At 71.1% G+C, this 24,057-nt stretch carries 19 protein-coding genes; 8 read left to right on the forward strand and 11 right to left on the reverse strand.

Annotated features, from left to right (window positions below):
* Nucleotides 1–158: 158 nt before the first annotated feature.
* The 7 genes from ACZ7LE_RS00155 to ACZ7LE_RS00185 form a co-directional block, all read right to left on the reverse strand.
* Nucleotides 159–335, reverse strand: coding sequence for a methionine/alanine import family NSS transporter small subunit (locus ACZ7LE_RS00155; protein ID WP_470401404.1), 177 nt, complete (start codon nt 333–335; stop codon nt 159–161).
* Nucleotides 332–1,894: a sodium-dependent transporter gene (locus ACZ7LE_RS00160; RefSeq protein ID WP_470401405.1), complete on the reverse strand. Its 1,563-nt coding sequence runs from the start codon at nt 1,892–1,894 to the stop codon at nt 332–334. The genes ACZ7LE_RS00155 and ACZ7LE_RS00160 overlap by 4 nt, the downstream gene beginning before the upstream one ends.
* A 125-nt stretch (nt 1,895–2,019) precedes the next feature.
* On the reverse strand, nt 2,020–3,288 hold the full coding sequence (locus tag ACZ7LE_RS00165; protein WP_470401406.1) for an FAD-binding protein: 1,269 nt from the start codon (nt 3,286–3,288) through the stop codon (nt 2,020–2,022).
* 65 nt (nt 3,289–3,353) lie between these two features.
* On the reverse strand, nt 3,354–3,644 hold the full coding sequence (locus ACZ7LE_RS00170; protein WP_377230302.1) for an STAS domain-containing protein: 291 nt from the start codon (nt 3,642–3,644) through the stop codon (nt 3,354–3,356).
* A 353-nt stretch (nt 3,645–3,997) separates the two neighbouring features.
* The gene (locus ACZ7LE_RS00175) at nt 3,998–4,465 is read right to left on the reverse strand and encodes an aminoacyl-tRNA deacylase (protein WP_470401407.1); all 468 of its coding nucleotides are present in this window, start codon (nt 4,463–4,465) and stop codon (nt 3,998–4,000) included.
* A gap of 74 nt (nt 4,466–4,539) precedes the next feature.
* Nucleotides 4,540–4,767 carry a DUF2087 domain-containing protein gene (locus tag ACZ7LE_RS00180; RefSeq protein WP_470401408.1) on the reverse strand — a complete coding sequence of 76 codons (228 nt, stop codon included), beginning with the start codon at nt 4,765–4,767 and terminating at the stop codon, nt 4,540–4,542.
* A gap of 96 nt (nt 4,768–4,863) precedes the next feature.
* Nucleotides 4,864–6,732: a M15 family metallopeptidase gene (locus ACZ7LE_RS00185; RefSeq protein WP_470401409.1), complete on the reverse strand. Its 1,869-nt coding sequence runs from the start codon at nt 6,730–6,732 to the stop codon at nt 4,864–4,866.
* 317 nt (nt 6,733–7,049) lie between these two features.
* Here ACZ7LE_RS00185 and ACZ7LE_RS00190 point away from each other — a divergent pair, with 317 nt between their 5' ends.
* The 3 genes from ACZ7LE_RS00190 to ACZ7LE_RS00200 all read left to right on the forward strand — a co-directional run bounded on the left by ACZ7LE_RS00190 (nt 7,050) and on the right by ACZ7LE_RS00200 (nt 8,960).
* The gene (locus ACZ7LE_RS00190) at nt 7,050–7,328 is read left to right on the forward strand and encodes a hypothetical protein (RefSeq protein ID WP_397390213.1); all 279 of its coding nucleotides are present in this window, start codon (nt 7,050–7,052) and stop codon (nt 7,326–7,328) included.
* A gap of 190 nt (nt 7,329–7,518) precedes the next feature.
* On the forward strand, nt 7,519–8,046 hold the full coding sequence (locus tag ACZ7LE_RS00195) for a hypothetical protein (RefSeq protein WP_470401410.1): 528 nt from the start codon (nt 7,519–7,521) through the stop codon (nt 8,044–8,046).
* Nucleotides 8,047–8,282: 236 nt separating this feature from the next.
* Nucleotides 8,283–8,960, forward strand: a complete 678-nt coding sequence (locus ACZ7LE_RS00200) for an HNH endonuclease family protein (RefSeq protein WP_470401411.1) — start codon at nt 8,283–8,285, stop codon at nt 8,958–8,960.
* Nucleotides 8,961–9,038: 78 nt separating this feature from the next.
* On the opposite strand, the gene ACZ7LE_RS00205 is transcribed toward ACZ7LE_RS00200, so the two are convergent.
* Both ACZ7LE_RS00205 and ACZ7LE_RS00210 read right to left on the reverse strand, forming a co-directional pair.
* The gene (locus ACZ7LE_RS00205) at nt 9,039–9,626 is read right to left on the reverse strand and encodes a hypothetical protein (RefSeq protein ID WP_470401412.1); all 588 of its coding nucleotides are present in this window, start codon (nt 9,624–9,626) and stop codon (nt 9,039–9,041) included.
* A complete protein-coding gene (locus tag ACZ7LE_RS00210) occupies nt 9,623–10,069 on the reverse strand; it encodes a hypothetical protein (protein WP_470401413.1) in 447 nt (148 codons plus the stop codon). Before ACZ7LE_RS00210 ends, ACZ7LE_RS00205 begins: the two co-directional genes overlap by 4 nt.
* A 305-nt stretch (nt 10,070–10,374) precedes the next feature.
* Here ACZ7LE_RS00210 and ACZ7LE_RS00215 point away from each other — a divergent pair, with 305 nt between their 5' ends.
* Together ACZ7LE_RS00215 and ACZ7LE_RS00220 are read left to right on the forward strand one after the other, a co-directional pair.
* On the forward strand, nt 10,375–11,958 hold the full coding sequence (locus tag ACZ7LE_RS00215; protein ID WP_470401414.1) for a glycoside hydrolase family 76 protein: 1,584 nt from the start codon (nt 10,375–10,377) through the stop codon (nt 11,956–11,958).
* A gap of 114 nt (nt 11,959–12,072) precedes the next feature.
* Nucleotides 12,073–16,791: a DUF3418 domain-containing protein gene (locus ACZ7LE_RS00220; protein ID WP_470401415.1), complete on the forward strand. Its 4,719-nt coding sequence runs from the start codon at nt 12,073–12,075 to the stop codon at nt 16,789–16,791.
* A gap of 68 nt (nt 16,792–16,859) precedes the next feature.
* Here ACZ7LE_RS00220 and ACZ7LE_RS00225 read toward each other — a convergent pair whose 3' ends face one another.
* Entirely contained in the window at nt 16,860–19,109 is a 2,250-nt protein-coding gene (locus ACZ7LE_RS00225; RefSeq protein WP_470401416.1) for a hypothetical protein, read from the reverse strand.
* A 202-nt stretch (nt 19,110–19,311) separates the two neighbouring features.
* Nucleotides 19,312–21,675, reverse strand: coding sequence for a hypothetical protein (locus ACZ7LE_RS00230; RefSeq protein ID WP_470401417.1), 2,364 nt, complete (start codon nt 21,673–21,675; stop codon nt 19,312–19,314).
* Between the two features lie 249 nt (nt 21,676–21,924).
* Here ACZ7LE_RS00230 and ACZ7LE_RS00235 point away from each other — a divergent pair, with 249 nt between their 5' ends.
* The 3 genes from ACZ7LE_RS00235 (at nt 21,925) to ACZ7LE_RS00245 (ending at nt 24,015) form a co-directional block, all read left to right on the forward strand.
* On the forward strand, nt 21,925–22,122 hold the full coding sequence (locus tag ACZ7LE_RS00235; protein ID WP_470401418.1) for a PspC domain-containing protein: 198 nt from the start codon (nt 21,925–21,927) through the stop codon (nt 22,120–22,122).
* A 110-nt stretch (nt 22,123–22,232) separates the two neighbouring features.
* Complete coding sequence (locus ACZ7LE_RS00240; RefSeq protein ID WP_285100509.1) at nt 22,233–22,421, forward strand: PspC domain-containing protein; 189 nt, start codon at nt 22,233–22,235, stop codon at nt 22,419–22,421.
* A 154-nt stretch (nt 22,422–22,575) separates the two neighbouring features.
* Nucleotides 22,576–24,015 carry an alpha-amylase gene (locus ACZ7LE_RS00245; RefSeq protein ID WP_470401419.1) on the forward strand — a complete coding sequence of 480 codons (1,440 nt, stop codon included), beginning with the start codon at nt 22,576–22,578 and terminating at the stop codon, nt 24,013–24,015.
* Nucleotides 24,016–24,057 lie beyond the last annotated feature (42 nt).

The following is a 24,057-nucleotide window of genomic DNA, read 5'->3' on the forward strand; positions in this document are numbered from 1 at the left end:
CCTGGCGTAAACCCGCAACTTAGAGACCATTGTCACACTGTGATGAAGAGCATGTTTCTGCTACATTTCGCCCACCTCACAGTGCCTGACCTGCAAAGACGCTTGTTCGACGCCGTTCGCCATCCTGACCGTCGTCCGCCCGCGCGAGATGCGTCCGGTCAGGTGTCGTGCTCGACGGGCTCGTCGGGCCGGTCCTCGGGACCGCCCTCGTGCTCCCAGCCGTGCGGGTACTCGGTCCGCTCCGGGCGCCTGGCGAGGGCCACGATGCTCACGGCCAGCCCACCCCAGACGACGACGAGCGAGACGACCAGCAGTGCGATCGCTGCGCCGCTCATGACTTACCTCCGTACGTGGGCCAGGCATCGAAGCGGTCGGGCTCCACCCGCCACCGCATCCGGGTGAGCACGAGGGCGGCCACGAGGAACAGGGCCACGACGCCCCAGCCCATCAGGTTGAGGTACCAGCCGGCGTACCCCTCGTAACCCTCCGTCACCAGGGTGACGATCCGCGAGACCAGCATGGAGGTGAGCACCACCGGGCCGAGCACGACGATGCAGAAGCTCCACCATCGCCCCACCTGGATCGTGGACACCCCGTTGAGATGGAACCGCATCTCCTCGGTGCGCCGCAGCACCCACCCGATGACCACGGTGGTCACCACCGCGGAGGCCACGATGCCGATGTTGTTCGCCCACTGGTCGACGGTGTCGAGCGCGACGAGCCCGGTGGTGGTGGAGAACGCCAGGACCGAGAGCGCCGCCGCCACCACGCCGATGCGGACGGACGCCTGCGTCCTCGTCCAGCCGAACTTCTCCTGGAACGACGCCGAGACGACCTGCAGGATCGACAGGAGCGAGGTGTACCCCGCCATCACCAGCGAGCCGAAGAACAGGGCCCCGAAGAGTCCGCCGGCGGGCATCTGGGAGACCAGGGCGGGGAAGGTCACGAACGCCAGGATCGGCCCCGTGAGGCCCTCGAGCTCGGCCACGGCCACCCCCTGCTCGTGCGCGAGGAAACCGAGAGCGGCGAACACGCCGATGCCGGCGAACACCTCGAAGCCCGAGTTGGCGAACGCCACCACGAACCCGGGCGACGTCAGGTTGGCCCGGCGCTTCCGGTAGGAGGCGTACGTGATCATGATGCCGAACGCGATGGACAGCGAGAAGAAGATCTGGCTGTACGCGGCGATCCAGACGTTCGGGTCGGCCATCGCGCCCCAGTCCGGGGTGAACAACGCGTTGAGCCCGTCGGCCGCGCCCGGCAGGAACAGAGCGCGCACCACGAGCGTGCCGAAGGCCAGCAGCAGCAGCGGCATGAAGACGAAGTTGACCTTCTCCAGGCCCTTGGCGACCCCGGCGGCCAGCACCACGATCGTCGCCACCCACACGATCACCAGCGGGATGAGCACCGCGGGCACGAAGTCGAGCGTGAACCACGGGTCGGCGCCGCCGACGTCCGCGAGCTGGAGGTACGTGCCCGTGAAGAAGCCCGCGGTGTCGTCGCCCCAGCCCAGGTCGAAGGAGTACACGAAGTAGCTGAGCGCCCACGCGATGATCACCGCGTAGTAGACGGCGATGACGAAGCAGATGGCCACCTGGAACCAGCCGAGGCCCTCGAGCCAGTGCTTGACCCGGCGAAAGGCCAGCGGCGCCGAGCCGCGGAACCGGTGCCCGATCGCGTAGTCCAGGAAGAGGATCGGGATGCCCGCCGTCAACAGCGCGATCAGGTAGGGCACCAGGAAGGCGCCACCACCGTTCTCGTAGGCCACTCCCGGGAACCGCCAGATGTTCCCCAGCCCGACGGCGGACCCGATCGCGGACAGGATGAAGCCCAGCTGCCCGCTGAACTCCTCGCGCTTCTCGGGCGCCGCGGCCGTGCTCTGCGCGTCGCTCATACCCCGATCTTGCGAGACAAACGGCGTGAGCGCGAAATAAGACGCTCCGGGCAACATTTCACCCGGGTCCGAACGGGCGCCGGCGCGCTCCTGGGAGGAGCGCGCCGGGCGGGCCCACCGGCGGCTCACCGGCCGAGCAGCGCCTCCACGTAGCCGCCGCGGAACTTCCCGGCCGGGTCGAGGCGCGCGGTCAGCGCGGCGAAGTCGTCGAACCGCGGGTACAGGGCCGGCAGGTCGGCGACCGGCACGGCGAACAGCTTGCCCCAGTGCGGGCGGGCGCCGAGCGGCAGCAGGGCCGCCTCCAGCTTGGGCAGCGCGGCGCGCACCGCGGGCCAGTCCTGCTTCCACGTGAAGTGGAGCGCCAGGCTGTCCCCGGGCGCGGTGCTCAGCCACAGGTCGTCGCCCGCGACGGTGCGGATCTCGGACGTGAGCAGCAGCGGGCCCAGCCGGTCCCCGAGGGCCCGCACGGCGCGGACGGCGTCAGGCCCCGCCGCGCGCGGCAGCAGGTACTCCGACTGGAGCTCCTCGCCCAGGGACGGCGTGAAGTCCAGACGGAAGTGCGGCAGCCGCTCGAACCACGGCCCGGGCACCCCGCCCTGCTCGGTGCAGGCGACGGCGGCGACGTCGGGCAGCGGGTGCATCGCGCGGGTGGCGGGCGCGGCGCCCAGGCCGGTCAGCAGGTCCGCCGCGGGGGCGGGCCCGGACGCGCCGGCCTCGTCCACCCGGGACTTGCACCAGACCAGGCGGACGTCGGGCTCGAACCAGCTCGTGAACACGCTGACGGAGTACGCGCTGCCCAGCACCGCGTCGAGGTTCTCGGTGAGCGCGTCCCAGGGCAGTCCGGTGAAGACGTCCTGGCGCACGTCGAAGGTGGGCACGGTCGCGAGCTCGACCCGGGTCACGACGCCGAGGGCGCCGAGCGCCACCACGGACCCGGGGAAGTCGGCGTCGCCGCGGCGCAGGGTCAGCGACTCGCCGGAGGCGGTCACCAGCTCCAGCCCGACGACGTCGCCGGCGAGCGAGCGCGTCCCGTCACCGGAGCCGTGGGTGCCCGTGGCGACCGCACCGGCGACCGAGATGTGCGGGAGGGAGGCCATGGCGGGGAGGGCGCGGCCGTTCGCGTGCAGGTCGGCGACGACATCGCCGTAGCGCAGGCCGGCGCGGACGGACGCCACGCCCGTGGCAGGGTCGACCTCGAGGGCCGGGCGGCCGTCGTCGAGCTGGTCGAGCTGGACGTGCACGCCCGTGGTGTCGGCGACGTCCGAGAATGAGTGGCGCGAGCCGAGGGCCCGGACGCGGGGCTCGCCGGCGACGATGCCGGCAAGCTCCGCGAGAGTCCGGGGGCGCTCGGTGCGCGCGGAGGAGTACGTGAGGTTCGCTGCCCAGTTCTTCACCGGACCAGGGTGCCACCCCCGCGTCCGATCGGACGCGGTCGTTCACATGGCGTTCGGTACAGGACTCAGGCGCTGGCGCCGGCGTTGCGGACCACCGGGATCCGCTGGCTGATACCGACCATGTCCAGGACCTCCATCACGACCGACGACGGCTCGCGGAGCTGGACGGGCGAACCCGTCTCCTCGCCGAGCACGAACACCTGGAGGATGAAGGCGACCCCGGAGGAGTCGATGAACGTGACATCCCGGGCGTCGACGATGACGGGATCGGGATCGGGTCGTGCGGCGAGCATGGCCATGGCCTCGCTCGCGTTCTCGCGCAGCAGCGCGTCGATGTCACCCCAGAGGGTCAGCACCGTGCCCTCGTAGGTGTTCCGGCAGGCGATACCGGATCCCAGCCGTCCGGGAACCACGTCCTGCGCTGAGTCTGACGGGAGAGGGTCCATGGGGTCATTCGCTCCGTCCTGCATTGGTCGGGCCTCGACTTCGTTGACACTTGCTTCGGTACTACTGACGCGGACGTCAACTTGGACACTTCTTGGTGCTGTCTGACCGGTACTTGCCCCAGCAGGGCAAGAATTACCTAGGGCGAGTGTTCACCCGACACCCGGCTTACGTCCACCCCCCAGGCGTTACGGTCACGTTGCACGGAGGAGAATTACCGTGCTTCCCGTGGTGCGGGCCCGTTCGGCACCGCCCGAGACGTGCCTCAGGCGGGGTCGGTCACGTCCGCGACCGTGGCGTCGAGCGCCGACGTGAGGTCGACGGCATCGACCGTGGCACCCACACCGTGGGCACCTCCGCCGATCGACACGGGTCCCGGCTCTGCGAGCCGGGAGTCCGCGACGACGGGCCACCTGTGGAACGACCCGAACGGGGTGATGGTTCCCCGCTCATAGCCCGTGACCTCGAAAGCCACGTCCTTGTTCGGCATCGAGAGCCGCGAGACGCCGAGCAGCGCGCGCAGCTTGGGCCAGGAGATCTGCCGGTCGCCCGGGACGAGCACGAACAGGAAGTCGTCGTCGGCACGGCGCACGACGATCGTCTTGATCAGCTTCGCGGGATCCACCCCGCGCGCGGCCGCGGCCTCGGCGAGGCTCGCCACCTGGCCGTGCCGGGTGATCTCGAACGGGATGCCCGCCGCCTCGAGTGCGGTGACAGCACGTTCTTCGCTCATGAAATTTCCTATCCTGAAAACGCGAGTCTTCTTTGTCTCGCAATATGGTCAAGGTTCTCCTGCGAGGCGCCTGCTCAGACGTCGTACTCAGTGCGCTCCGTACGCCAGTACTCGGCCCCGTCCCGCGTGCGCTGCACCAGCCCGTGGTCAACCATCGCACGACGGACGCCCGCGGGGTCGTGGGAGAGCTCCCGCAGCCGGTCCGTCAGCTCACGTTCCGTCACCGGTTCCAGGAGCGTCGGCAGCGCCTGGACCGCCAGGTACCGCGTCACCGCGACCTTGTCCCGCCAGCGGCGCGGCATGGTCTCCAGTCGCCCCGAGCGCAGGAACCGTCGCGGATCGCCGGCCGTCTCAGCGCCCGGTGCCGCTCCCCGCTCAGTCGGCTCTGCCGCCATCCGTCAGCTCAGCTCCGGCCGACGGGGGCGGCGGCTCGACCTGACCACGGTCGACTTCGAGAGCGTCCCGAGCAGGCTGGACGACGTCGTGGTCGAGCCCGTCTCGTCCGGGTTCTCGTCCGGCGTGGCGCAGGGGTCCTCGTCGGTGGCGCCGTCGTCCGCACCGTCGTCGGCGGAGGTGGTCTCCTCCGTCGTCGTCGCCTCGGAGCTCGGTGCGGCCGACTCGCCCGTCTCCGGGTCGGCCTCCGGGCACTCCTCGGACGGGTCCGGGTCGGGCGACGGGCTCGGCGAGGGGTCGGGGGTCGGTTCCTCGGTCGGCTCCTGCGACGGTTCCTCGCTCGGCTCCTCCGACGGCTCCTCGCTCGGCTCCGTCGGGTCGGGGCTCGGCGTGGGCTTCGTCGTCGGGCTCGTCGGCCTGGGCGTCGGCTCGTCGGGCGACGGCTTCGGGGTCGCCTTGGGCGGCTTCTGCGACGGCGGGTTGTCGCTCGGGCCGTCCGACGGCTTCGTGGACGGCTTGTCCTTGCCGTCGCTCGGCTTCGGGTCGAGCGACGGCTTGTAGCGCGGGCTCGTGGAGTCGGTGGGGGTCCAGGTGCCGACGTCGGACGCGTCGATGGCGCGGTTCGGGATGGAGCCCGCCGCGAAGAACTCGAAGTGCCACGGCTCGGGCTTGGCGCCGCCGAGCTGCGCCCACGACGGGTTGTCCCAGCCGTAGTCGGGGCCGTGCAGGCGGAGCCAGACGTACTCGGGGGAGCCCCCGCCGGCGATCGGGTTGCCCAGGTCGACGGCGAGACCCCAGCCGTGGTTCGACGTGCCCGGGATCGCCGCGAGGTGCGGCTTGGTGTGGGCCACCGCGACCTGCAGCTCGTAGGACCGGTAGGAGTCCGTGATCGGGATCGGGTAGCCGAACTCCTGCTCGAACTCGGCATTCAGCGCCGTGAACCGCTCGGCGGCGTCGCAGCGCAGCATGTGGCCGGGCGCGAACTCCAGCGGGCACAGCACGTCGGCCGGGATGCGCCCGTTGGCGTAGCCCAGGGTGGAGCCACCGAACATCGTCACGACGTCGAGCAGGCTCTCCCGGAGCGAGACCCCGGCGCGCTCGCCGATGCCCTCGACCTCCACCAGCGCGTTAGGCACCGACGGGTCCAGCATGTTCGCGAGCCGGACCGCGGCGATGACCACCTGGTCGTAGGTGACATAACCAGCCTGCGGGTCGGCGGCGTCCGGCTCGATCACGGAGGTGCGGTCGTTCGACACCTGGAGGGCGGGTGGGGTGTCCTCGTCGGACGGCGTCCGGGTGTCGTCCCGGCCGGGGTCGTCGCTCTGGTCGCCGTCCTGGTCTGCGGTGCCGTTCTTGCCGGCGCCGTCCTCGTCCGCACCGTCGGCGCCGCCGTCCGCACCGTCCTGGCCGGAACCCGACGGCGGGACGTCGGCGTCCTGCGAGCCGCGCGCGACCGGTGCGTCCTCGACGCGGAGACCCTCGTTGTTCTCACCGAACGCGAGCTGCTGCATCTGGTAGGTCGTGTAGAGCATGCCGAGCTCGGCCGCGGCCTGGGCGACCGTCGGGCTGAAGTCCGGGCCCTGGTCACGCGCCTCCTGCTCGGCACGTTCGAGGACCGCGACGATCTGGCTGAGCGTCACGCCTTCGGGGGCGGTCTCGGTCTCGCCGACGGTCACGCTCTGGAGCAGCCCGTAGAGCCGGATCGGCAGGTCGCCGCCGTCGCGTGCCTCCTGCGCACCAGGGACGCTCGCCGCTGCCGTGACCAGCACGCCCGCGGCGAGCACGGTCGCGACCGCGCCGGTCCACGCGGTGCGGAGGTACTTGCGCAGCGCCGCACGGGGTAGGTGCGGAACGAGCGCCTTCGCTGGGTTCACGCGTCTCCCCCTCGGTCGGTGCGCTGCCTCATCGTGCACAGTGCATGCCGTTCGGATCCTTACACAGCAGTATCACGATCTGGTGAACTCAGGTGGAGTAATTATCGGCGCGCAGGTGAACCACCCTCTCCGAGGGAAGACGCCCTACGCGGACGCCGATGACGACCCACGATCGACAAGAGTAACGATTCGGGCGTACAACGCAATGAAGTCTTCCTGGTACATCTCCGGATGCTTCACACTGACCCGGGTCCGTACGGGCGCGCTCGCGCCCGCAACCGAGCGGCCGGAAGTGTGGCCGTGAAAGGAAGTCCCCCATGACCGAGACTCCCAACGCACCCGCAGTCGAGGGCACCGTCCAGGACCCGCAGGCGAACGTCCTCGCGATCGTCGGCTTCATCCTCGCGTTCGTCGCGCCCCCGATCGGGATCATCCTCTCGGCGATCGCCGTGTCGAAGGCCGGCAAGACGGGTATCGACAGCAAGCTCGCGAAGTGGGGTCTGGCCCTCTCGATCATCTTCACCGTGCTGTACCTGATCTTCGTCACCCTCGGCGTCGTCGCGGCCCTGTCGCTCCCGGCCGGCGCGTCCATGTGACCTGAGGTCGCCTCGGGCGCCCGCGTGCGCGCCCGGCAGCACCGTCCGCAGCACAGAGGCTGTCGCTCCCGCGGGGGCGGCAGCCTCTGTCGCTTCTGAGGCCTGATATCGGTCTATCCAAGACCATTGGGATACTCCACAATATGGCCTGACATTTCCAAATACCTGCAACCAGGGGAGCACTTCCACCATGACCACGCCCGACACCACGACCCCCGAGGCCACGACCGAAGAGAGCGCGGCCGCGGCTGCCACGGAGGTCGTGGAGACCGAGCCTGCCGAGCCGGCGGCGACGTCCGAGGCGAAGGCAGACACCGCGGCCCCCGCCGCCGAGCCGGCCACCGAGGCGCCCGCCGCCGAGGCCGTCGTCGCGGAGACCGCCCCCGCAGCTCCCGCCGCCGAGGCTCCGGTCGCCACCGCGACCGAGGTCGTCGCCCCGGCCGCCGCGACCGCCGTCGTCGCGCCCGCACCCGCCGTCGTCGAGGAGGAGGAGGACCCGCAGACCACCGTCTTCAGCCTCGTCACCTTCTTCCTCGCGGCCCTCCCGATCATCGGCGTCATCCTGAACGCCATCGCGGTCGCCCGTGCCGGCAAGGAGGGCTTCGACCTGTGGCTCGCCCGCTGGGGCCTCGCGCTCGCCATCGTCGAGACGGTCGGCGCCCTGATCCTCGTCGGCATCGGCTACTACTTCGGCCTGCTCACCGCCGGCGCCGTCTGAGCCGCTCGCGGCCCCGCCGAGGTCCGCTCCCACCCAGTCCTTCCCCGCACGGCCTCTCCCCGGACGCCACGCCGGGCAGGCCGGCGGGGGCGGACCTCGTGCCGTTCACCGGACCAGCCCCCGGAACCGACCAGAACGGGTGAAATTTCGCTAACCTACACATGGTGGTCATTTAGGGGTCATCGGACGCCTCGACCATGAACGGGCCCAGGTCGGTCTCGAGGAAGGTCTGTCCCATGTCGCAGCTCGTCGTCCACCCGGAACCCCGCCGCGGGGCTCGCACCCGCCACCTGATCGCGTCGGTCACGGCCCTGGCACTCGTCGCGCTCCTCGTGACCGTGCAGCCCCAGGCCGCGAGCGCCTACCCGCCCGGCCTCCCGTCCAAGGCGGTGGCGCAGTCGGAGCTCGATGCGCTGACGGTGCGCGCCGAGAGCGCGTCCGCCCCGTACGACCGGGACCTCTTTCCGCACTGGATCACCGTGAACGGGTGCACCACCCGCGAGACCGTCCTGAAGCGGGACGGCGACGGCGTCGTGGTGGGCAGCGACTGCTACCCGACGTCAGGCAGCTGGTACAGCGAGTACGACGGCCAGACCCGCACCGCGCCGGCCGACATCTCGATCGACCACGTCGTGGCGCTGGCCGAGGCCTGGTACTCGGGCGCGAGCACGTGGACGACGGCCCGGCGGCAGGACTTCGCGAACGACCTCACCGGGCCGCAGCTCATCGCGGTGACGGCCGAGGTGAACAGCTCGAAGAGCGACAAGGACCCCGCCGAGTGGGTCCCGCCGCTCGCGAGCAAGCGCTGTGCCTACTCGAAGATGTGGATCCACACGAAGTCGCGGTGGGGCCTGAGCGTGGACGCGGCCGAGAAGGCCGCACTCCAGCCGCTGCTGGACTCCTGCTCGTACTGACGCCGTCCGGGCTGACGGCGCTGCCCGGCTCGACGGCGTCGCCCCGTTCGACCGCGTCCGTACCGTCGGGCGCCCGCGTCACCGCGTGACCTGGGCGCCCGGCAGGTGGGCGAGGGCGCGGCGCAGCACCTCCTCGGCGTCGAGCACGGCCTGGTAGGCGTCCCGGCAGGCGGCGTACCCGGCGCAGGCGGCGTCGACGACGGCGATGGCCGACCGCGAGAGCGCGTCGACCTCGTCGGGCCCGGCGCTCCCGCTCACCGAGGAGAGCCCGGCGGCCAGGTGCCGGGCGACACGCAGCCGCGCGACGCCGGTGGTGTGGAGCGTCCGGCCGGACTCCAGGGCCGCCGCGTACCCGTCGAAGGTGTCGGCCACGACGTCGAGGCCGCGCGTCCCGGCGGCCACGGCCGTGCGCCCGCGCAGGGCGGTGCCCATGGTCCGCAGGCCCGTCGCGGCGTCCCGGACGGCCCGCACACGGCCCCGGACCTCCGCGGGGCTCCCGCCGGGCAGGTGGCCGGCGGCCACCTCCCAGTCGGACGCAGCGGCCCGGAGGTCGCCGACCAGGATCTCGACGTACTCGGGGACGTCGAGGTGCTCGAAACCCTGGCGGCGGCGGCTCAGCTCGTCGATCCGGCTCTCGCACAGGTCAACGAGGTCGCTGAGGCTCACGCCGGCCCTTCGGCGGAGGACGGCGCCTGGTCGGTCGTGCGCACCGGGCGGACCGGCAGGCGACGCGGCCCCGTGGGCCGGTCGGGAGTGGGGGACTCGACCAGCTCCTCGGGACCGGCTCCGGCCTCGGGCCGCTCGGGCCACTCGGGCCCAGGCTCCGTGACGGCGACCGGCGCGAGCGGCCTCATCACCGACAGGACCCGCTGGATCTTGGCGATCTCGCGGAGCGCGGCGGCCGGGTCGGCCTCCAGGCCCACCGTGCGCAGCACGTCACCGACGGCGGCCCGCACCGCCGCCGGCCCGTGCACCACCGCCTCCCCGAGCGCGATGACGTCGGCGAGCCCGGCCAGCCGCACCGTGATGGCGACGCGCCGCGTCGTGGGCCAGCCGACACCGGCGGCGTTCAGCCGTTGGACCGAGCGGGCGATGGTCTCCGGGCTCATCGGGCGCCCTCCGCCGTGCCGACGTCGGCCCTGCGCTGCTCTGCCATCCAGCTCCCTCTCCGACGTCCCCGCACGTCACAGGGATTTTCGGCAGCCTAGGCGGCGGGGCGACCGGGGCAACATGGGGAGCGATCCCCATCGTGCGGCCGGCCGCCGCGCGGCACCAGGCCGGCGCTGTCGGGCGGCCGGGGGCTGTTGACGGATCGCTGCGTTGCCGTGAGTCTGGTCGGGCCGCCGGCCCGCGGGCCGCGTGCGCACTGCTCCACTCTCCATCGACGGACGAAGTACGAGCACAGGGAGAACCTATGACAACGCTGTCAGAGACGCCCTCGCACCGCACGCACCGACGCACCTGGAGACACCCGGGCGCACGCGCCGGGCGGCGGGCCCGCGGCCTCGCCGCGGCACTCGGTGTCGCCGGCCTCCTGGCCGTTCCGTTCTCCACCGCTCCCCCGGCCCAGGCCGACGCCGTGGCGGTGTCGGCGGCCGTGCCCGTGGCGCAGGCCGCCCCGGCGGCTCGGCTGGCCGAGATCTGCGACCTCTACTGCGACGCCAGGGACCCGGCGTCCGCAGCCGGCGACCGGGTGCCCGTGACCGCCACGATCCACGGCCGGACCCTCCGGCTGCACGTCTCGGACGCCGACGTCATGGGCTGGGGCTCGATCGACGGCGGCCAGCCGGGCGACGAGGTCTGGCTGGACCGGTCGTTCGACGGCGGCAGGACCTGGGCGTCCGGCAGCCGGCTCGGCGCCACCACCGTGCCGAGCGGCTCCACGGGCTGGCGCACGCAGATGTACAACGTCGACGACTGGAACAACGTCGGCGTCGGCGCGCTGCGGGCCTGCGGCAAGGCGGGCGACCGCGCCGAGATCGCCTGCACGGCCTGGGCCCGCAACGACCGCAACGCGTGGAGCCGGTCGACGCAGGCCGCGACCGCGCTCATGATGCTCTGGGACCGGAACACCGGCCTGTTCGAGACCAACGGCTGGTGGACGGGTGCCAACGCGCTGACCGCCGTCATCGACAACGCCCGGATCAGCGGGATGAACAGCTACCGGTACGCGATCGCGCAGACCTACGACAAGAACGTGAACACGCGCGACGGCCAGTTCCGCAACGAGTACCTGGACGACACGGGCTGGTGGGGCCTCGCGTGGGTCGCCGCCTACGACCTGACCGGCGACAGCCGCTACCTGAGCACGGCCCGGGCGGACGCCGACCACATGCGCGCCTACTGGACGAGCAAGTGCGGCGGCGGAGTGCAGTGGAACACCGGCATCGCGTACAAGAACGCCATCACCAACGAGCTGTACGTGCAGCTCAACGCGGCGCTGCACAACCGTATCCCCGGCGACACCACCTACCGTCAGCGGGCGGTCGAGGGCTGGGAGTGGTTCCGGGACAGCGGCATGATCAACGCGGGCAACCTGGTCAACGACGGGCTGAACGACTCGTGCGCCAACAACGGCCAGCCCACCTGGACGTACAACCAGGGCGTGATCCTCGGGGCGCTGGCCGAGCTGCACCGCGCCACCGGCGACGCGGCGCTGCTGGAGACCGCCCGGGACCTGGCCGACGCCTCGACCGGCTCGTCCTCCCTCAACCCCGGCGGGATCCTCCGCGAGGTGAACGAGGGCGACGACTGCAACAGCGACGGCGCCTCCTTCAAGGGCGCCTACGTGCGCGGCCTGGGCAAGCTCAACGCCTACCTCGCCGACCGCCCGTACGGTGCCTACCTCGACCGGCAGGCCGACGCGGCGTACGGCAACGACCGCGACACGCTCGGCATGTACGGACCGCACTGGGCCGGGCCGCTCGTGCGGCCCGCGACCGGGCACGGCTGCCAGCAGGGCGCGCTGGACCTGCTCAACGCGGCGGAGGCCGGCTAGTCCGCACGTGTCAGACGCACAGGCCACCCCCGTGACCTGTGCGTCTGACACTCCGGCAGCCCAGGACGGACCGTGCGGCAAATCATCTTGCCGTTCCTGGGAGAATGGGGGGTTGTGAGTACCGAGCCTTCCCCCACCCCCGTGTCCGACGGCGACAGCGGTCGCCCGGGCGGAGGCAGGAACCGCCGGCGCGGCTCGGGCAGGCGGGCGGACAACCAGAGCCGCCGGCCGCGCCGCTCCGGGCCGCAGCGGGTCACCGCCGCGCAGCTCGAGGCGGCGGCCGCCAAGCGCGCCGCCGTCGAGATGCCACCGATCACCTACCCGGCGCAGCTGCCCGTCTCGGCCCGCCGCGAGGACATCGCCGCCGCGATCCGGGACAACCAGGTCGTGATCGTCGCGGGCGAGACCGGCTCGGGCAAGACGACGCAGATCCCGAAGATCGCGCTGGAGCTGGGGCGCGGCCGGACGGGCCAGATCGGCCACACCCAGCCCCGCCGCCTGGCCGCGCGCACCGTCGCGGAGCGCATCGCCGAGGAGCTCGGCACCCAGCTCGGCGGCGTGGTCGGCTATCAGGTCCGGTTCACCGACCAGTCCAGCGACGAGACGCTGGTCAAGGTCATGACCGACGGCATCCTGCTCGCCCAGATCCAACGCGACCCGCAGCTGCTCGCCTACGACACGATCATCATCGACGAGGCGCACGAGCGGTCCCTCAACATCGACTTCCTGCTCGGCTACCTGTCGCGGCTGCTCCCCCAGCGGCCCGACCTCAAGCTGATCATCACGTCGGCCACCATCGACTCCGAGCGGTTCGCCGGCCACTTCTCCCCCGCGGCCCTGGCCGCGCGGGGTGGCGCGCCCGAGTACGTCACCGACGTGCTGCCGGACCTCGCCCCGATCGTCGAGGTGTCCGGCCGCACGTTCCCGGTCGAGATCCGGTACCGGCCGCTCTCGCCGGACGAGGGTCCGGAGGACGGGTCCTCACAGGTCGAGCCTGTCGAGACCACCGGCGGGCCCCGACAAGCTCGACCGGCGAGACCGAAGAAGGGCAAGGCACGCGGCGACGAGGAGAAGGACCTCGTCACCGGCATCATCGAGGCCTGCGACGAGCTGATGCGGGAGGGCAGCGGGGACATCCTCGTCTTCCTCTCCGGCGAGCGCGAGATCCACGACGCCGCCGACGGCCTCGCCGGCCACCTCAAGGAACGTGCGCGCGACCCGAAGCACCCGCAGCACGTCGAGATCCTGCCGCTGTACGCGCGGCTGTCGAGCGCGGAGCAGCACCGCGTCTTCCAGCAGCACGCCTCGCGGCGCATCGTGCTGGCCACCAACGTCGCCGAGACGTCGCTGACCGTCCCGGGCATCCACTACGTCGTCGATCCCGGCACCGCGCGCATCAGCCGCTACTCCAAGCAGACCAAGGTGCAGCGGCTGCCCATCGAGCCGGTGTCGCAGGCCTCCGCCAACCAGCGCAGCGGCCGCTCCGGCCGTGTCGCCGACGGCATCGCGATCCGCCTCTACTCGCAGGAGGACTTCGACGGGCGGCCCGAGTTCACCGAGCCCGAGATCCTGCGCACCTCCCTGGCGTCGGTGCTGCTGCAGATGATCTCGGTCGGCGTGGTCAGCACGCCCGACGACGTCGCCCGGTTCCCCTTCGTCGAGCCGCCGGACACGCGCGCGATCCGCGACGGCGTCCAGCTCCTCACCGAGCTCGGCGCGCTGGAAGTGATCGCCGACGGCGGCCCTGGCGGCAGCGGTATCACACAGCTCACCGAGGTGGGCCGCACGCTCGCGCAGCTCCCGATGGACCCGCGCCTCGCGCGCATGGTCATCGAGGGCTCGAAGCACGGCGTCGCCCGCGAGGTCGCGATCGTCGCGGCCGCGCTCTCGATCCAGGACCCCCGCGAGCGCCCCGCCGAGCAGCGGGCGCAGGCGGACCAGCTGCACGCCCGGTTCGCCGACCCGCGCTCCGACTTCCTCACCTACCTCAACCTCTGGGAGTACGTGCGCGAGCAGCAGCACCTGCTCTCCGGTTCGGCGTTCCGCCGGCAGTGCAAGGCCGAGTACCTGAACTTCCTGCGTATCCGCGAGTGGCAGGACGTGGTGGCGCAGCTCCGCGAGATGGCCAAGCCCCTGGGCATCGAGATGTCGTTCCAGCCGCGCGGCCGCCGGGACGGCGGGCCGAGCCCCGACCGCGGGTCGAACCCCGACGAGGGCACGGCGCCCGAGGCGATCTCGTACCGGCAGACCTGGGACGACGACACGATCCACCGGTCGCTGCTGGCCGGGCTCCTGTCGCAGCTCGGTATGCAGGACACCGGGGAGGTCAAGGCGTCCGCCGTCGCGCACCTGCGTGGGGCCCAGCGCGAGATCGCGCTGAAGCGCGCGAAGAAGCAGGCCCGCAACGAGTACATCGGCGCCCGGGGGGCGCGGTTCGCGATCTTCCCCGGGTCGCCGCTGTCCAAGAAGCCGCCCGTGTGGATCATGGCGGGCGAGCTCGTGGAGACCAGCCGCCTGTGGGCGCGCGACGTCGCCCGGGTCCAGCCGGAGTGGGCCGAGGAGCTCGCCGGGCCGCTGGCGAAGCGGACCTACTCCGAGCCGCACTGGTCCAGCAAGCAGGGCGCCGCGATGTGCACCGAGAAGGTGCTGCTGTACGGGGTGCCGATCGTGTCCGACCGCCGCGTGCTCTACGCGAAGGTGGACCCCGAGGCGGCACGCGAGATGTTCGTGCGGCACGCGCTCGTGCAGGGCGAGTGGACCACGCACCACCGGTTCTTCCACGACAACCGCGCCCTCCTGGAGGAGGCCGGCGAGCTGGAGGCTCGCTCCCGGCAACGCGGCCTGATCGCGGACGAGGACGACCTCTTCGCCTTCTACGACGAGCGCGTCCCCGACTCCGTCGTGTCCGCGGCGCACTTCGACCGCTGGTGGTCGCGGGCGCGCAAGGAGACACCGGACCTGCTCACCTTCACCATGGAGCAGCTCGTCGGCGACGCCTCCGTGGACACCGCCGAGTTCCCGGAGACCTGGCCGCAGGGCGAGCTCTCCCTGCCGCTCACCTACCAGTTCCAGCCCGGGTCCGACGCCGACGGCGTCACCGTGCACATCCCCGTGGCCGTGCTCGCCCGCGTGGTGCCCGACGGGTTCGACTGGATGGTGCCGGGGCTGCTCGAGGAGCTGACGGTCGCCACGATCAAGTCGCTGCCCAAGACCGTGCGCCGCGAGCTGGTGCCGGCACCCGACGTGGCGCGCGACATCGTCGCCTGGCTGCGCGCCGAGACCCCGGCCTGGGCGGACATCGCGCGGGCCGGCGACATGGCCGAGCCGTACACCGCGGCGTTCACCCGGGCGGTGCGCGCGCTGCGCGACGTCGTGGTGCCGCCCGAGGTGTGGGACGACGAGCGGGTCACGCGGCTGCCGCGGCACCTCCGGGTCACGTTCCGTGTGGTCGAGGAGCGCGGACGGGGGCGGTCGGCGTCTGCCGTGGTGCTGGACGAGTCGAAGGACCTGGTGCTGCTGCAGCGCAAGCTGGCTGGGCGTGCTGAAGCGGCTGTGCGTTCTGCGGTGAAGGGTGCTGTCGGGCGTGCTCTGGCTGAGGCTCGGGTTGCTGCTGTTGCTGGGGCTGCTTCGGTCGGGGCGGGCGCGGAAGGCGAAGACCCCCGCGCGGACGCGTTCACGGGCCCCAGGGGGCCCTCCACTTCGGGAAGGAATACGTCCGCGCGGGGGTCTTCGCCCTCCGCGCCCTCCGTAGGGGCGTCGCCTTCTGTGGTTGGCGGCCGCTCCGGTGTTGGGGTGGGTGGCGGGGGTGTCGACGGGGTCGGTGTCGGCGGTTCTGCTGGTGCTGGCGTTGGTGGTGGGGTTGTCGTCGGGGAGCAGAGTGGGCTTACTACCTGGCCTGGTGGGTTGCCCGACGGCGGGGTGTTGCCCGGGTCGGTGTCGACCGATGTGGGGGCCGGGGTCGTGGTGCGGGGGTTCCCGGCGCTCGTCGAGGAGGTCGCGCCCAAGGTGAAGGGGCAGGTACGAACCGTCGGCGTCGCCTTGCGGATCCTGGCCGACGAGAACGCTCAGGCGGCCGCGCACGCGGCCGGCGTGCGGCGGCTGCTGGTGTCGGAGGCTGCACTGGGGACCGGGCGGATCACGTCGCGGTGGACCGGGACGCAGTCGCTGACCCTCGCGGCGTCGCCGTACCCGAGCACCGAGGCGCTCGTGGCGGACCTGCAGCTCGCGGCCGTCGTCTCGCTGACGTCGGGAGCGGACGAGTCGCGATACGACACGCCCGCCGGAGGGCCGAACGCCGCCTCGGTGCGGTCGGCGGCGGCTTACGGGGACGCGCTCGCGTTCGTGCGGAAGCACCTGGAGGACGAGGTGCACCGCGTGGTCGGGCACGTCGTCGCCGCGCTGTCGGCGAGCCGGACGCTCGAGGCGGAGGTCCGCGCGTCGGGCAGCCTCGCGCTGCTCAACACGCTGCAGGACATCCGCGAGCACCGCGCGAGCCTGATCCACGACGGGTTCGTGTCGGCGACGCCGCCGCGGCGGCTGCCGCACCTGGCGCGCTACCTGCGGGCGGACTCGCACCGGCTGACCAAGGCGACGGAGAACCCCGCGCGCGACTCGGACCTCGCCTGGCGGATCGGCGACGTGACCTCCGCCTACGAGAAGGCGCAGGCCACGTACGCCGCGGGCGCCCCCGACGCCGCGCGCGCCGCCGAGCTCGCCGAGGTGCGCTGGATGCTGGAGGAGCTGCGCGTCTCGTTGTTCGCGCAGCAGCTCGGCACGGACGGCCCGGTCAGCGAGAAGCGGATCCGGAAGGTGCTGGCGCCGGGCGGTTGGTGAGCCCGGGCCGATGACGACGGAGGGGCGGGGTGCGGCTGTCCGCACCCCGCCCCTCCGTCGTCCGGCACTCAGCGCTTGTAGGCCGTTCGGCCGTAACCGCTCATCAGCGGACGCTCGCCCTTCTTGACGAGCACCACCTGCACGGCCGTGACCCGCTTGGTGTAGCTCTCGGTGCCCGCGCCGCCACCGTTCCTGGCCCATCCCAGCCAGCCGGTCCCGGCAAGGTAGGTCCGGTAGTAGATGTCGTACTGCTTGGCCATCTCGCCGGTGAGCCGCATCCGGTACGCGGACGTGCGGTCGGTGCGGTGGTACGTTCCCGCGACCTTGGTGTCACCCACGTAGGACCGCCAGCCGTCGCCCTCCACCTTCGCCGACACCTGGACGCCGCCCGAGTACCGCTGGCCGTCCACGTCGACGCGCACGGCGTTCAGGCGCTGCGAGGTGTCGGTGAGCCCGGCGGTGGAGCCGCCGTGAACAGTCGTCTTCCAGCCCGCGGGCCGCAGGTAGGGCTGGACGGTCACCTGGTTCTGGGTCGCCTTGTCGTAGAAGGGCGCGTTGCCGGTGCCGGACGCCGACCGCCGCGTGCCCTTGGGCAGCACCCGCATCTCGACCGCCTCGATGCGATAGCCGAAGCCTGTCGTTCCCGAGTTCTCGCCGTTCTTCGCCCAGCCGAGCCAGCCGTACTTCGGCACGTAGGCGCGGTACCAGACGTCGTAGTAGGGAGCGATCGGGCCACCCAGCTTGGTGTGGAACGCCTCCAGGCGGCGGTTCTGGCCGATGCTCCCGACGTAGTAGGTGTAGTCCTTCCGCTGGATGCCTACCCATCCACGACCCTGGACGTACCCTTCCGTCTCGAACCAGATGTCTGAATTGGCCGAGGGAAAGACCGATCCCGTATAGCCGACGCCTCCCACACTGGAGAACAGTGCCTCGACCGACGCGCCACGACCGATGGACCCAGCGGTCTGCCCGTCCGAGACCGGCATGTACGTGTAGTCAGGCACCCACCGGCTCTCGGTCATCTTGACGCCGTAGTCCACACGCAGCGGTCGCCGATCACCGATCAGGACCGCGGGCGAGGTCACCGAGCGCGGCGTCATCCGGGGTCCGTGAGCGGTCACCCGCACACTGATGCGGTGCCCCTCGTCCGTGGGTGGGCTCACGTACTGCGCCCCTGTGGCCCGGGCGATCGCCTTCCCGTCCCGGAACCACTGGTAGGTGTACGACTGCGGCGCCGGAGAGAAGCCCGACGCCTGTGCGTCGAGATGCGGTTCCGTGGTGGGGTTCCCGTGCCACGTCGTGATCTTTCCTGCGCCCCCTGTGAACGAGCACGCGGCGGCGCAGATCCGCACGGTTTCCGAGGCGGTGTCGGCACCCGGGAACTGCAGGTACTCGAGCCGGAGGTCGCGGAAACCAGTCCCGACCTGGCTCTGCTGCACGAGGACGTCCTTCACCCGCTTGTCGAACGCCACATGGATGAGTTCGGTCGTTCCGTCGTACAGCGTGGCCTCGCCGCTCGTCACCAAGCCGAAGTCCCGCGTGTTCAGATCCGTACTCAGGGTGAGTCGGAGCGGAATCTTCCCGTCGTCGGGCAGTGCATCCGCCGTCTCCGTGACCGAAACAGCCGGTGGTGTCTCCAGCGCCGCTCCAGGGTCAGCGACACCAACGTTCCGGATCGTTGCCAGGCCCAAGAGCCCTGTCTTGTCGACTTCAGCCACCCAGAAGTATTGGAACCCGGGTGACGTCGGGACGAACGGGACGACTACGTTCTCGGCTACAGGCACCGTCGTCCACTCGGTGGGCTCGGCGGGATACGAGGTGGAGGTGCCGTAGGCGAACGAGACAGCGTCGGCGGTCAGCGGGGAGTCGATGACGAAAGCGCCCGCCACACCGACACCGCCCCGCTTGATGTTGCCCTCGGGATAGACGGCATCGACGCCCAGGACCGGAAGAACGGAGAGCCCACGTCCCGGGGCACGGTTCAGGAGGAACGAGCACTTGGCTGCCGGGCCCACCTGCGTGCCGTCCTCGGTCTGCGCGCGGATCACCAAGGTGTTGACGCCGTTGTCAGTGAGCCTGTCGGTCTCGACGGCATACCTCAGCAAACCGTCAGCCACCGGCGGCGTGAGCTGACTGGCCAACTTCCCAGTAGCGTCGTATGCGTCGACCTGGGCACGCGTGATGCCCGAACCGTCGAACACCGCACTGAAGGACAGCCTCATCCACGGAGCATTCCGGTCGACGACGACCGTGATCTGCTCCGCGCCGCACGCCTGATCCTCGAGCACGATGCTCGACGGCGCTGGCAGGTCGGTCACGTCGGCGACCGCCGGAGCAGCCGGCACCAGCACCAACGATGCGACGAGCGCTCCGCCCGCGAGCGCCGCGCCGGCTCGGATCGCTCTGCTCCGAAGCCGCGCGGACAGAGATGGAACTGCAACCACAGCGACCTCCGGTCGTCGTACGAATGGTGCAGGCGCCGCACGAGTGACGTGCGGCGCCCTGCCGAGATGTGCCGGCTCAGCGCTTGTAGGCCGCCCGGCCGTTTGCGTTGGGCGGTGCCGGGTCACCCTTCTTGGCGAGCACCACCTGCACCGCCGTGTTCCGGTACTTGTACGACTCGGTGCCGGCGCCTGCGCCGTTCTTCGCCCAGCCGAGCCAGCCGGTCCCGGCAACGTAGGTCCGGTAGTAGATGTCGTACTGGCTCGCCATCTGGCCCGTGAGCCGCATCTTGTAGGCCGACGTCCGGTGGGTGCTGTGGTACGTCCCGGCGACCCGATCATTCGCCACGTAGCCGCGCCAGCCGTCGCCCTCGACCTTGGCCGCTACCTGGACGCCCCCCGAGTACTGCGTGCCGTCGACGTCGACCCGCAGCGCGTTCAACCGCTGGTTCGTGCTGGTCAGGCCCGCGGTCGATCCGCCGATGACGGGTGCGCGCCACACGTTCGACGTCTTCAGATAAGACCTGACGTGCACCTGCTGCTGCATCGGCGCGTAGTAGTAGGCCGCGTTGCCCGACCCGGACTTCAGTGACTCGCCCTTCGGCATGAGCTTGATCTGGATGGCCTCGATTCGGTAGCCGAAGCCCACGGTGCCGGCGTCCCCGCCGTTCTTGGCCCAGCCCAGCCATCCGTACTTCGGGACGTAGGCGCGGTACCAGACGTCGTAATAGGGAGCCATCGGACCGCCGTCGTCGATGCGGAACGCTTCAAGGCGACGGTTCTGCCCGACACTGCCGATGTAGTGGACGCCGTCCTTGGCCTTGAGCCCCTCCCAACCGCGACCCTGGACGTAACCCTCCATGTCGAACCAGTAGGCGACACGGGGGTTATCGGTCGCACCACGGCCGGAAGACGTGTACCCAGGAGCCAGCCAGGGGGCGGCGACCAGCATCTCGATCGCCCGGCCGCTCCCCTCGTAACCGGCCGAGACGATGTCCGGGCTGCAGTAGGAGTCGTTCTCGTGCCAGGACGACCCCGTGAACTTCCCGCCGTAGCAGACGTCGGCGTCCTTCCGGGTGCCGATCTTGACCGAGGCCGTGACCGTTCTCGGCGCCATTCGCGGTCCGTACGCGGTCACCCTCGCGGTCAGTGTGCGCCCCTCGTCCGGGGGAAGGCTGAGGTAGTGACGATCCTCGTCACTTTCACCACTGGAGATCACCTTGCCGTCGCGGACCCACTCGTACCGGTAGGCCGTCGGCGTGGGCGAGAACCCTGAGACCTCGACGGACAGTTCCGGATCCAGACGAACGTCGCCGAACGCTGTGATGGTCGCCTTGCCGCCCGTGAAGGGGCAGTCCTTCGCGCAGATCCGGGCCGTCGCGCTCAACGTGGGCGCGCCGTCGAACTGCCGGTACTCGGCGGTCACCTGCTGGAACCCGGTACCCAGCTGGGACTGCTCCACAAGGACGGTCTCGGACTGCGTGTCGATCGTCGCGCGGCCCACCTCCTGGGCCCCGTGCTTGAGTACCGCCTCGCCCATCGGCCAGGAATCCAGGTCGTTCGTCAGGGTGACGTGTAGCGGGATGCGGCCGTCGTCCGGCGCCGAGTCGTCTGCCTCGGACACGACGACCGCGGGCGGTGCCGGCTTCGAGGTACCGGCCGCGCCGACCAGAAGGCTCTTCTGCCAGACCGGACCGCGTACGCCGTACCGGTCGACACCCCTCAGGTGCAGATACTGGGTGCCCGACGCCGTCGGGACAACGGGGACCGTCGTCGGACCGGCGTCCGGCACGGTGACGGTCTCCCAGGTCGTGGGCCGGCTCGAGCTCGCCGTCAGGGCGTACTCGTACGAGACAGCCTCGCCGCCCTGAAGCAGCGCCGCGATCAGGTACTGCCCAGCCACGCCGACACCACCGCGGGCCTCACCGGAGACGTACACCGCGGCGGCACCGAGTACGGGCACCGCCCGCGTGATGACCGGCGGCTGACGGACGCCGAAGACGCACGACGCCGCCGGGTTCTCCGCCCAGGCCCCGTCCGCGTCACGGAGCCGCACCTCGAGGGTGTAGACGGTCTCGCTGGTAAGCCTCAACGTGCGCTCCCCGCTGGTGGCGACGCCGTCGTCCACCGGTGCGGGGACCCGGTCCACGTCGGTCCCATCCGGGGCTACGACGGTGTACTGCACGGCCGTCGCCGTCGTGGGGCCGGCGAACGCGGATGCCCACCGGAGCACCAGGTACGTGCCGTCGCCGTGGTACCAGACCGGCTCGGCGCCGCAGACCTCACCGTTGACCGTGGTCGACAACGACGGAGCCGGCTCCGTGGCCGAGGGTGATGGTTCCGTCGCTGCGGGCGCCGGGTCGACTGTCGCGGCGGACGCCGGGAGCCCAGGAGCGATGATCAGCCCGGCGAGAAGCGCGGCCCCGGTCAGGAGAGCCAGCACCCGCCTCGGAGCTGCTACGGATCGAAGGGGATTCAAGTCGTGGTCCTCCCAAGGACCCCTCAGGGGTCGCCAAGGCTCCGCACAGATGGTTGGGAGCCTCGCTGAGACTAGGACCAGTGAGAACGCCACAACAACGAAGTTCCGGGAAGTTCACCCTGAGCGGCGACCGGGGATCTCGTCCCGCACTCAGGGGCTATCTCCGGGGCAGCCCGGATGTCGCCGTGCACACGGCGAACGTACCGTCGAGACATGAGCACACAGACCATCTACCGTCCCCGCCAGGGCCGCATGATCGGCGGCGTCTGCGCCGGCATCGCCCGCCGATTCGACTGGAACCCCACCGTGGTGCGGGTCGTCGCCGTCGCCTCGATCCTCATCCCGGGCCCGCAGTTCCTCGCCTACCTCATCTGCTGGGCCGTCATCCCGAACGAGCGCCCGGCGGCCTGACCCGGAGTCGGGGCTCTCGCCTCACCCCGACGGTTCCCAGGGCCGGTTCAGGGACGGTCCGGGGGATCGCCGGATACCCGGCGGCCCGGCCCCCACGTACCGTCGAAGACATGACCACACAGACACTCTCCCGCCCGCGCCAGGGGCGCATGATCGCCGGTGTCTGCGCCGGCATCGCCCGCCGTTTCGGCTGGGACCCGACGCTCGTCCGGGTCCTCGCCGTCGCCTCGATCTTCATCCCGGGACCCCAGTTCCTCGCGTACATCGCGTTCTGGATCCTCATGCCCAACGAGGACTGACCCCGCTCCCGTCTCCCCGACACGCCAGGCCCGGGTTTTCACCCGGGCCTCTGGCGTGTCGCCGTACGTTTCTGCAAGGCTTTGCAGCAAGATCCGGAAACGGCCGTGCAACGCCGCATGCGCCTGAGCCGGGACGACGCCGCAAGGAGCCGCCATGACGCGCCATCCGAACGTGCCCCGACGCCTGCTCGCCACCCTGACGACGTTCGCCACCGCACTCACGCTGGGCCTGGTCGCGAGCGCCGCCACACCCGTCACCGAGCCGGCCCGGGCAGCGACCCCGGAGCACGGCGACGGGGACGTCATCCTGAACATGTTCCAGTGGACCTGGGACTCGGTCGCCGCGGAGTGCAGGAACGTCGTCGGGCCCGCCGGGTTCGGCTACGTGCAGGTCTCACCGCCGATGGAGCACATCCGCGGCTCGCAGTGGTGGACGTCGTACCAGCCCGTGAGCTACCGGATCGAGTCCAAGCTGGGCACCCGCGCCGAGTTCGCGAGCATGGTCGCCGCGTGCGACGCCGCCGGGGTGGGCGTGATCGCGGACGCCGTCGTGAACCACATGGCGGGTGCCGGCCAGTCCGGCACCGGTGTGGCGGGCACGCAGTTCTCGGACGACAACTTCGCCGGGACGTACAGCGCGGCCGACTTCAACGACTGCCGCAGCAACATCTCGGACTACTCCGACCGCTACCAGGTGCAGAACTGCCGCCTGGTCTCGCTCCAGGACCTGCGCACCGGGTCCGACTACGTGCGCGGCCGGCTGGCCGCGTACTTCGACGACCTGGTGTCCCTCGGCGTCGACGGGTTCCGGATCGACGCCGCGAAGCACATCCCGGCGTCCGACCTCGCGGCGATCAAGGCGCGGATGGGCAACCCGAACGTGTTCTGGGTGCACGAGGTGATCGGCGCGGCCGGGGAGCCGGTCCAGCCGTCCGAGTACCTCGGCAGTGGCGACTCGCACGAGTTCGACTACGCCCGCCAGCTCAAGCGTGACTTCGACGGGCAGATCAAGAACCTGCGGTTCATCGGCGACGGCAAGCTGCCGTACGACCGCGCCGGTGTGTTCGTGGACAACCACGACACGGAGCGCAACGGCGAGTCGATGAACTACAAGTGGGGCGCCAAGTACGTCCTGGCCAACACGTTCCTGCTGTCGTGGCCGTACGGCTCGCCCTCGGTCTACTCGGGCTACGAGTTCTCGAACAACGACGCCGGTGCGCCGGGCGCCACCGAGACCACGGTCCCGGACGCGACCTGCGGGACGGGCCGCTGGACCTGCACGCAGCGCTGGACGGAGATCCGCGGCATGGTCGGCTTCCACAACGAGGTGGCCGGCACCGAGGTCACCAACTGGTGGGACGACGGCGGCAACCTCGTCTCCTACGGCCGCGGCGCCAAGGGCTACGTAGTGCTGAACAACACGGCGTCAACCGTGCAGCGCTCGTTCCAGACGTCGCTTCCGGCCGGCACGTACTGCGACGTCGTCGCGGCGGCGAACTGCTCGGTGAAGCGGACCGTGGACGGCAACGGCTGGTTCACGGCCTCGGTCCCGGCCTACGGGGCCCTGGCGATCCACACGGGCGCGCGGGGCTGAACCGACCCCAGTGGTCGAGCTTGTCGAGACCCGACCCTGCTG

The sequence above is a fragment of the Promicromonospora sp. NPDC110617 genome (genome assembly GCF_055598465.1).

Excerpts from the sequence above, each read along its gene's own strand:
- ACZ7LE_RS00235 (WP_470401418.1), top strand. The coding sequence starts at position 21,925 with ATGAGCACACAGACCATCTACCGTCCCCGCCAGGGCCGCATGATCGGC.
- ACZ7LE_RS00215 (WP_470401414.1), top strand. The coding sequence starts at position 10,375 with ATGACAACGCTGTCAGAGACGCCCTCGCACCGCACGCACCGACGCACC.
- ACZ7LE_RS00210 (WP_470401413.1), bottom strand. The coding sequence starts at position 10,069 with ATGAGCCCGGAGACCATCGCCCGCTCGGTCCAACGGCTGAACGCCGCC.
- ACZ7LE_RS00200 (WP_470401411.1), top strand. The coding sequence starts at position 8,283 with ATGTCGCAGCTCGTCGTCCACCCGGAACCCCGCCGCGGGGCTCGCACC.
- ACZ7LE_RS00160 (WP_470401405.1), bottom strand. The coding sequence starts at position 1,894 with ATGAGCGACGCGCAGAGCACGGCCGCGGCGCCCGAGAAGCGCGAGGAG.
- ACZ7LE_RS00190 (WP_397390213.1), top strand. The coding sequence starts at position 7,050 with ATGACCGAGACTCCCAACGCACCCGCAGTCGAGGGCACCGTCCAGGAC.
- ACZ7LE_RS00240 (WP_285100509.1), top strand. The coding sequence starts at position 22,233 with ATGACCACACAGACACTCTCCCGCCCGCGCCAGGGGCGCATGATCGCC.
- ACZ7LE_RS00175 (WP_470401407.1), bottom strand. The coding sequence starts at position 4,465 with ATGAGCGAAGAACGTGCTGTCACCGCACTCGAGGCGGCGGGCATCCCG.
- ACZ7LE_RS00155 (WP_470401404.1), bottom strand. The coding sequence starts at position 335 with ATGAGCGGCGCAGCGATCGCACTGCTGGTCGTCTCGCTCGTCGTCGTC.
- ACZ7LE_RS00180 (WP_470401408.1), bottom strand. The coding sequence starts at position 4,767 with ATGCCGCGCCGCTGGCGGGACAAGGTCGCGGTGACGCGGTACCTGGCG.
- ACZ7LE_RS00195 (WP_470401410.1), top strand. The coding sequence starts at position 7,519 with ATGACCACGCCCGACACCACGACCCCCGAGGCCACGACCGAAGAGAGC.
- ACZ7LE_RS00245 (WP_470401419.1), top strand. The coding sequence starts at position 22,576 with ATGACGCGCCATCCGAACGTGCCCCGACGCCTGCTCGCCACCCTGACG.